The organism is Cytophagia bacterium CHB2, from assembly GCA_030263535.1.
Taxonomy (GTDB): Bacteria; Zhuqueibacterota; Zhuqueibacteria; order Zhuqueibacterales; family Zhuqueibacteraceae; genus Coneutiohabitans.
In genome coordinates this window covers 1-8,900 of sequence record SZPB01000271.1, presented here as the reverse complement: position 1 = coordinate 8,900, position 8,900 = coordinate 1, and the positions used below count along the sequence as shown (strand labels likewise).

Sequence of the window (8,900 nt, the reverse complement as noted above, 5' to 3'; positions counted from 1 at the left end):
AACGGTGGGCGAGCCTGTGCGCGCGCAAGAAGCGCTTTACAAACTGGCGCAACGTTACACTAAAATCGAAGCGGAAACGAACGCCGCGCCGCCGGCGCAAGCCTAATCCACAAGCAATAAAAATGCCTGCAAGTAGCGGCCTTCCGGATGATAAATACTGATGGGATGATCGGGGGCATGCCCGCTCTGGCCAATGATGCGCACAGCGCGCTTGGCGTCCGTTGCAGCGGCGAATAGAATTTTTTGAAAAAGATCGGGGGAAACCGGTTGGGAGCACGAACAGCTCAACAACAATCCGCCTGGCGAGATGATTTTCAGCGCCTGCAAATTGATGTCTTTATAAGCGCGCGCCGCATTGTTGACATCTTTCTGGCGATGGGCGAACGCCGGAGGATCGAGAATGATGAAATCAAATGCTTTTGTCGCCGCGCGCAAATAGCGAAATAAATCCGCGGCGACAAAATTTTCATCGTTTACTTGCACATTATTCAACGCAAAATTTTGCCGCGCGAGAGTGAGCGCAGTCGCAGAGGAATCCACGGTAATCACACTTTCGGCGCCGGCGTGCGCGGCATACACGGAAAAAGCGCCGGTATAACCGAAGCCATTCAACACCCGCCGCCCGGCGCTCAGTTTTGCCACCCATTGCCGGTTTTCGCGCTGATCGAGAAAGAACCCGGTTTTTTGCCCTTCACGAATATCCACTTCAAAATACAAACCATGCTCTTGGATGCGCAAGGCCGGCGGCGGCTCTTCGCCGGCAAGAACTTGGACAAACGGCTGCAAACCTTCTTCGAGCAGCGCCGCGCCTGTGCTCTTTTCAAAAATGCCGCGCGGGGAAAGCATTTTTTGCAGCCCGGCTATGATTTCGGCGCGGCGCAGCGCCATGCCCAGGCTGCTGATTTGCATGACTAGAAAATCGGCGTATTTGTCGACCGTCAATCCCGGTAAGCCATCGCCCTCGGAATTTACAACGCGAAATGAATCGGTGGGATGATTGTCTTGCGAAAGAAAAAGCCGCTGGCGCAAACGCAGCGCGGCTGCCAGCTTGCTTTCAAAGAACGTCTCGTCAATCGCTTCGTCTTGCCAGGTGAGCATGCGGCAAACGATTTGGGAGTTGGGGTTATAGAGTCCCCGGCCGATAAATGCGCCGTCTGCTGCGAGAACGTCAATCACAGCGCCCGCCTCGGCGCCGGCATCAACACGGCCAACCGCACCGGAAAAGATCCAGGGATGGAACCGCCTGACTGAACGATCGCGATCGGGTTTGAGATGAAGTTTATTCATAAACCGGTGAAATGAGATGCTACACCGATTTTCAGACTAGCTGAAAATCGAAGCTCTTTGAGCAGCCTTAAACTCCGCCCAGAAAAGTGGAAATCTCACAAAAGTAAAAAAGTGTTTTGTGAGATTTCAATTTTGTGAGCAAAAATTTTCAGAATTTATTCCAAGTTTGAAAAACGAATCGCATAAATTTAATCTGAAAAGATCACGACGCGGCTCATTCGTTTTTGTACACCACACCATCTTTCATCACAAACGCGACATTTTGCAGCGCTTTGATGTCTTGCAACGGATCGACCGCAACCGCAATAATGTCGGCAATTTTTCCGGCTTCGAGTGTGCCCAATTCATCAAGCTTGTCCAGGAGTTTCGCGGTGTGATAGGTGGCGGATTTGATTGCTGCCATCGGCGGCATGCCGGCTTCCACCATGTATTGAAACTCCATGGCATTGCGGCCATGACGAAACACGCCGGCATCCGTGCCGAACGCGATGGGCACGCCGGCTTTGTACGCTCTGCGAAACGTTTCTTGAATCATCGGCCCGATGGATAAAGCTTTGGGTACGACGATTGGGCTGTAATATCCCGGAATCTTTGCCGAGTCGGCAACGGATTTGCCCGCGGTGATTGTCGGCACCCAATATACGCTGTTCTGCTTCATCAGCGCCATGGTCTCATCGTCCATGAATGTGCCGTGCTCGATGGAAGCCACGCCGGCGCGAATCGCGCGTTTGGCGCCTTCTGCGCCGTGCGCGTGCGCGGCGACTTTGCGGCCAAAATCGGCGGCCGTGTTAACGATGGCGCGAATTTCTTCTTCGGTGAATTGCGGATTTTGCGCATTCCCGGATAATGAAAGCACGCCCGCAGTCGCCGTGATCTTGACCCAATCCGCGCCGCGCTTGATGGCCAGCAGCGTTGCCGTGCGCGCGCTTTCCACGCCGTTGATCACGCCCTCTTCAATGCCGGGAATGCCCAAAATATCTTCACGAAAACCATTCGTCGGATCAGCATGCCCGCCCATCACCGCCAGGCTTTTGCCTGCAACCAACATGCGCGGCCCGATGATGTCGCCGCGATTAACGGCATTGCGCAACGCCAGATCAACGCCCTCACCGCCGCCCAGATCCCGCACGGTGGTGAAGCCGGCCATGAGGGTGTTTTTGAGATATTGTGTTGCAGCCAGCGCTTGTTCGGGCGGGTATAGTTGAAACCGCTTGAGATAGCCCGCCTTCTCCGTCTGGCCGGAGAGATGAGTGTGCATATCCATCAAGCCGGGCAGCACAAATTTATTTTTTAGATCGATGATCTTATCATTCGTCTTTGCCGCGGTGAAGCCTTTCTCGATCGCAATGATGCGGCCTTTTTCAATAATGAGGGTGATATTGTTCTGCGTCTTGTCGGAAATGCCGTCAATCAGAGTGCCGGCGTGAACCAGCGTACGCTGCGCCCGCGCCGGGCTTGTCATGCCAATCATAAACATCAAAGCGAAACTGCAAGAGCATAATAGCCGCGCCGGTTGGCGATTCATTTCCTTCCTCCGTGATTCATGAGAAGTTTGTACTGCGATTGTTTCTATGCGATTCGACTTCAAACTCGTGCTCTGTTACCTTAATTTGTAGGAGTATTCTCTTGAAATGTCATCCTGACTAGGCGGGATATTGTGAAGCACTCGACATCAGTCTGGAACTTCACAAGCGCCTTTCTGGATGACAAAGATAGCAGAGCACGGTTTTGGAATTACAGCAAATTAGATAATCCCGCCGCCAGCGTTACGGGATGGTATAACCGAGGGCAAGATTGAGAAATCGTTGTCCCGCAAAATTTTTGTTGAGCAGATCGCCGTCAAGATAGCTTGCTGAAATGTGAAATGACGAAAGCCGGATAGTTGCGCCGGTGGTTAGGAAAATTTCGGACTCCGGGCCGTCGATGAAGGCGGAGTAGTCCTTCAAAAATGTGAACGCGCCAAAGCCTAATTGCATGTCGGGCGAAAGCGCGAGCTTGCCGCCGCCATAAAACTGCCATTTTTTTATGGGCACATCCGCATCGAAATTTTTGTATTCTGTCTCTGCGCTGAGATGCAAGCGCTGAAGAATCGCCGGCGTTGTGAGACCCAGGCGAATGGCCGCCGGTTCTTCTCTGACAAAACGAGACGATACCGCCGGCAACGCGCTCGCGGCTTCATAGCGGGATTGTGCGGACACGCCGAACTGCCATTGTTGCACCAACGCGATTACGCCCAGAGAAAAACGCAGCCCCGCGTCTTCGCCTTCCACAAATGCTTGCGCAATGTCGTTGCGCATGTGTGCGCGGCGCCATTCAACACTGCCGCCGAAGTAAAGCTGTGGCGTAACAGCCGTTGCCCCGGCCACTCCAATTGCGATTTCGTTACGCTGCTGTTGTGGTTCGTCTGCGGCATGCGCGGCCGTAGTTGTAAGCGCTGTCGTTCTGATTTCCCTTAAATCCACTTCGTAGTTGGTCGGCTGGGTAAAAAACGCGCCCAACGAAAAGCCGCGTTGCGGCTGAAATGCGAGACCGGCGAATTGCACGGGTTGAAAGCCGGTGGTGATATCGATATTAAAAAAGCGGAACAAATCCGTGCGCGAGGCCCAGCCGGTTTCAAGCATGAACGAGAAACGCCCGGGCATTTGCGCCAGTCCGGCGGGATTGAAGAGCATGCTTGTGAGGTTACCCGTAGCTGCCGAGTACGCGCCTCCTTGCATGTAAGCCTCAGCGCCGGCGCGATTGGGATGATATTGCCATGCCAACGTATTCTCACCGGTTGACTGCCGGGCAAAGGCGCTTGCCGTCAAAGTCAAATAGCAAGCAACACCAAAACGAATTATCGCCATACGATTCATACGCACACCTCATAATTGCGTCACGTGACAACCGTGAGCAATATAAGCTTTCAACGCACAAAGTCAAATGCTGTGCAGGTTTTGATTGGGTGGGTGAGACTCACGAATTGGTCTCTTCGAAAAGTTGCGGGGGAAAGCGGGTTGCCGGTTTTGAGGGGAGTATCAAGACGAGCGCGAGAGCACAACAGTTGATACGAAGATTAATCGCTTAATGAAGAAGAATACAGAGGAAGGGGTCAAACATAATCGCGGCGTTGGAATCTTCTATCAGCAAAAATAAAATGCGGCTCGTGCCGCCATTCTCCTATCTCAAACGGAATGGCTAACACGAACCGCATTGGGGCTGTCTATTTTGCCAACACCATCTTCTTAATTTCGGAATAAGTCTCCGCGACTTTCACTTGATAAAAATAAATTCCAGAGGGATTGTGGCTGAAATCGATTTCAATCTGGCGCAACCCGGCCGCGGTTTCGGAAGGCTTGAAACTCGCAAGCCGCTGGCCCAATACGTTGAAGATCAAAATTTCTGCGGCGCCGGCATGAGGTTGATGCCAGCGAATGATCGTGGCAGGATTGAAAGGATTCGGATAGTTTTGGAAAAGCGTCACCCTGGCCGGCAACGTTCCTTCCGGCGCTGAGACCTCAAGCGCGTTCTCCGAGATAAGCTTGACATCATCGATCATGCCAAACGCCGAAGCGCGCAGCGCGCCGGCAGCATCCAGGCCTTCATGGTTAACAAAGCGCACCCGCATGTGCGCGCTCGGCGCGAGATAGTCTGCAATGCGGAAAGTTTCTTCGCGCCAATTGAGATCGACACGAGCATAGCTGAAAATCGTTCGCCACGTGACGCCGTTATCGTTAGACAACATCACGTGCAGCGTGTCGTTTGCTTGCGAGGTTTGCCAGGCATAAGGATTGTATATTCTCGCAAACCGCAAAAACGGATTTTGCAGAACCGAGGCGTCCATCATCGGCGAGGTGAGCGTCGAACGGCCAAAGCGCGCGCGTGTGATCGCGGCCATGCCCGCCTCGTCACCGGTGTGATCCGTTCCCGGCAAACGGCCAAGATAAGGACTATCTGCTGCGGGCAAAATTTCCCAGGGATAAAGTGAGTCATCGTTCGGCTCGCTTAACGTCCAGGGCTCGGCCTCCGTGAAGTTTTCAACATATCCATAGTCGGTGATCAAATCAACCGGCGTACCCGCAGTCGTGGACAGGTTGACGGATTGCACTTTGGGCAAATAGCCCCATTGCCGTAACGCGACGTCATACGTTGCAAACGGCAAGGTCAAACTGGCGATGCCGTTTTGATCCGTTTTCGTTTCGAAACGATTTTCGCCAGTCGTCATAATCACACGCGCATTGGGCGCCGGCTGGCCATTGCGCAACTTGACCGCTACCGCAAGCACGCCACTTGGCTTGGGCGTCATGATAATATCTTGTTCGTGCGTCACGCCGCTTTGAATCGTGAAATCCGACAAAACGAAATCTTCAAATCCAAACTTGCTGAATTTGAAATGGCGCACGCCAGGTTTTGCGCCAAACAAATACCGCTCACTCGAGCCGCCCGCAAAAGTCGTTTTGCCTTCACCCGCAAACGGATGCAACAACTCTACCTTCACGCCGGAGACAGGGCTGCCGTCGCCGGCACGCGTGATTGTTCCGGAAAGGAAGCCCGCCTTAATATTGTTGAACTGCACCACGAATAAACCGTACTTGATGTCGGATACCAAAACATTGCCGGAAGGTAAAAACGGATAAGCGCCCCAGGCGCCTTCGTAATCACGGCCGCGCTGCAAATTATCATCCGGATAAGTATCGTAGTTTGCGACCTCGATTGGGATGTTGCGCTGCGTGATATCAATGATTTTCAACCCGTCGTAGTAATAACTAATGAAAGCAAAATCATCGCGGATATGCGCGTTGTGAGCAATGGACCGCGGGCCGGCTGTATAAGTTGCCACAAGCCGGGGCGATGAGGCATTCGTCACCTCCCAAAAATTAACCGGCAAATCCCACACCTCATCGGTTTGCGCGATATATTTGTTATCGGCCGTCATCCAAATATTGTGTGTAAACGCGTTGGGAAACTGCGTGCGCGAAATCAATTGAAGCTGCGCCTTGTTGCGGCCATCAACGATATCGATGCCATTTGGGCCGCCCATGGCGGAGCCGTAAATCGTGTCATTTTTTACGATCACATCATGCCAGTAATTGGAGTTCCATCGACCCACTTCCACCGGGCTGGTCGGATTGCTCAAACTCAAAATGTTGCATCCACGCGTCGTATTGCTGCCGGCAATATACGCATAACCGTTGTCGATGTATAAATTGTGTGCGGCTTGAAATGTGGCGCTGTTATAACCCACTGCGGCAGCAGCATTCGGAAGGTTTTGCAGATCGATAATGTGCAAGCCGCTCGAGGTTTCATTTGTCACGTAGGCATACTGCAAATGGGTTTTAATGTCGCGCCAGAGGGAATTGGGGCCGGGAATGAAAGCAACCTCTTGCGGCGCCGACGGCGCGGTCACGTCAACGATGCTCGTGCCCGTGGTATGGCCAAGCAGGGCATACTCCCGCCCGTTCGCGGTATAACCCCAAATATCATTATAACCGTTCAGGCCGCGCGGCGCGAGCTGGCCGAGCAAAACAGCATTTTCGTTTAAGTTTTGGGCAAGTACGGCGGCAACAGCACATATATTCAGAAGAAAACCGAGCCATACATTCTTCATCAGAATCTCCTAAGTTTTTTCATGATGGGTAACAGGTTGATTTACACAAAACCTCTTCTGAAAAGCAAATTCTTTCTATCGAACTGCAAAATCTTGGCGGCCTGCGTCGAAGAAAAAGCTTGGCGTCTTATCGACTTTTTAGTATAATGCGACAATACGGAATCACGAATCGTTTCTACACTCGCATCACAATGCGTACTTTAGCGAAAGACACGTCTCCCGAAGTTGAAACACAGTTGATCAACCTGTGGCGGCAACAGACACCCGCAAAAAAGCTAAAAAGCCTCACGGGTTTGGGACAATTGGTGAAAAATCTCATATTCAGCGGGCTGCGCTTACAAAATCCTCAGGCTTCGAAGCGCGAGCTGTATCACCAATTTTATATTCGTCGTCTTGGACGAGAGCCGGCTGATAAAATTTTTGCCCATGGAAAATCCGTGTCACAAAATTTGGAGGGGGATATGACAGAGCCACAAATTATTGCTTTGGCAATTCGGCAACTTGATCATCTCAAAATTCCTTACTACATCAGCGGCGGCGTTGCCAGTATTATTTACGGGGAACCGCGCTTGACCAATGATGCCGATCTCGTCATCCGTATTTTCCCTTTTCATATTCCCAAGCTCGTTCAAGCTTTTGAGAATGAATTTGTCATCAGTGCTGGCGCCATTCAGACCGCGTTGCAGGGCCGGCGCGCCTTCAACATGATTCACGTGGACACCGCCTTCAAAATTGATTTTTATCCTATTTCCGATGATGACGATCTTGAAATCGATGCTTTTGCGCGGCGCCGGCTCAACGATATTGGCGCCGGCGAAGTCTGGCTCGCGAGCGCAGAGGATGTTATTCTGGCGAAACTGCGTTGGTTTCGCTTTGGCGGCGAAGTGTCTGAAACGCAATGGCGCGATGTGCTCGGCGTGCTCAAAGTACAGGGCGAGAAGCTGGATTTTGCCTATCTCTCCGCGCAAGCGCAGCGCTTTGGCCTGAAGGATTTATTTGATCAAGCGCGCGAAGACGCGGGTTAGTTTTCGTGATTCGCGCTTCCACTCAACCATTTTAAAGGAATCATGTCAAATCTCATTTCTGGTGTCCTCGAAATCGAGCCGAAAAGCTTCGGCTTTCTGCGGCAAATCAAAAGCAATCTCTCCCGTCTCCCCAACGATGTTTTCATCCCGCCGCCATTAATTATTGAAAATCGCTTGCTCGCCGGTGTTGAGATGGAAGTGAACACGGAAACAGACAAGGCAGGCAAGGTACGCGCGCTCTCGGTGCAAACAATTCATGGCCTGAAGCCTGAAGCCTGGCATGCGCTGCCGCGCTTCGAGGATCTTCCCGCCATCTCTCCCCAAAAACATTTGGCGCTGGAACGCGACTCCAAGGGCGCCACAGAACGCCTCATTGATTTGTTCGCGCCGCTCGGCGAGGGCCAACGCGCGCTGATCGTCGCGCCACCGCGCTCCGGCAAAACGATGATGCTGCAAAACATTGCTGCGGCGATCGCGCACAATCACCCGCAACATCAGCTTTATGTGCTGTTGCTGGATGAGCGCCCCGAGGAGGTAACGGAATTCCGGCGCAGCATTCGCGGCAATGTTTTTTCGAGCAGCTATGATGACAATCTCGGCAATCATTTGCGTTTGGCCAAGCTGGTGCTGGAATTCGTCAAACGTCAAACCGAAACCGGCGCCGACGTCGTGCTGCTGATCGACTCGCTCACCCGCACGGGCCGCGCCTTCAATGCCGGCCAGCAAAGCAGCGGCCGCATGATGACCGGCGGGCTGGACGCGCGCGCCCTGGAAATTCCCAAAAAAATCTTTGGCGCCGCGCGCAAAATCGAAAACGGCGGTTCGCTCACCATCATTGCCACGATTCTCACGGACACCGGTTCGCGCATGGACGATTTCATTTTCGAAGAGTTCAAAGGCACGGGCAACATGGAGCTGATGCTCGATCGCAGCCTGGCGGAGGAACGCCTGTTTCCCGCCATCAATATTCGCGCGAGCAGCACACGGCGCGAAGAACTGCT

General features: G+C 52.7%; 6 protein-coding genes. 2 read left to right on the top strand and 4 right to left on the bottom strand.

The annotated features are described in order from the left end of the window. Window positions 1-102: 102 nt before the first annotated feature. The 4 genes from FBQ85_21535 to FBQ85_21520 form a co-directional block, all read right to left on the bottom strand. The gene (locus FBQ85_21535; protein ID MDL1877721.1) at window positions 103-1,287 is read right to left on the bottom strand and encodes a class I SAM-dependent rRNA methyltransferase; all 1,185 of its coding nucleotides are present in this window, start codon (window positions 1,285-1,287) and stop codon (window positions 103-105) included. Between the two features lie 214 nt (window positions 1,288-1,501). Then, complete coding sequence (locus FBQ85_21530) at window positions 1,502-2,764, bottom strand: amidohydrolase family protein (GenBank protein MDL1877720.1); 1,263 nt, start codon at window positions 2,762-2,764, stop codon at window positions 1,502-1,504. 289 nt (window positions 2,765-3,053) lie between these two features. Further along, window positions 3,054-4,142 carry a hypothetical protein gene (locus FBQ85_21525; GenBank protein ID MDL1877719.1) on the bottom strand — a complete coding sequence of 363 codons (1,089 nt, stop codon included), beginning with the start codon at window positions 4,140-4,142 and terminating at the stop codon, window positions 3,054-3,056. A gap of 347 nt (window positions 4,143-4,489) precedes the next feature. Continuing rightward, window positions 4,490-6,874, bottom strand: a complete 2,385-nt coding sequence (locus FBQ85_21520) for a choice-of-anchor B family protein (GenBank protein MDL1877718.1) — start codon at window positions 6,872-6,874, stop codon at window positions 4,490-4,492. 191 nt (window positions 6,875-7,065) lie between these two features. Between FBQ85_21520 and FBQ85_21515 the strand changes: the two genes are divergently transcribed. Further along, on the top strand, window positions 7,066-7,899 hold the full coding sequence (locus FBQ85_21515; protein MDL1877717.1) for a hypothetical protein: 834 nt from the start codon (window positions 7,066-7,068) through the stop codon (window positions 7,897-7,899). A gap of 42 nt (window positions 7,900-7,941) precedes the next feature. Then, a partial coding sequence (locus FBQ85_21510; GenBank protein ID MDL1877716.1) for a transcription termination factor Rho occupies window positions 7,942-8,900 on the top strand: 959 nt, incomplete at its 3' end.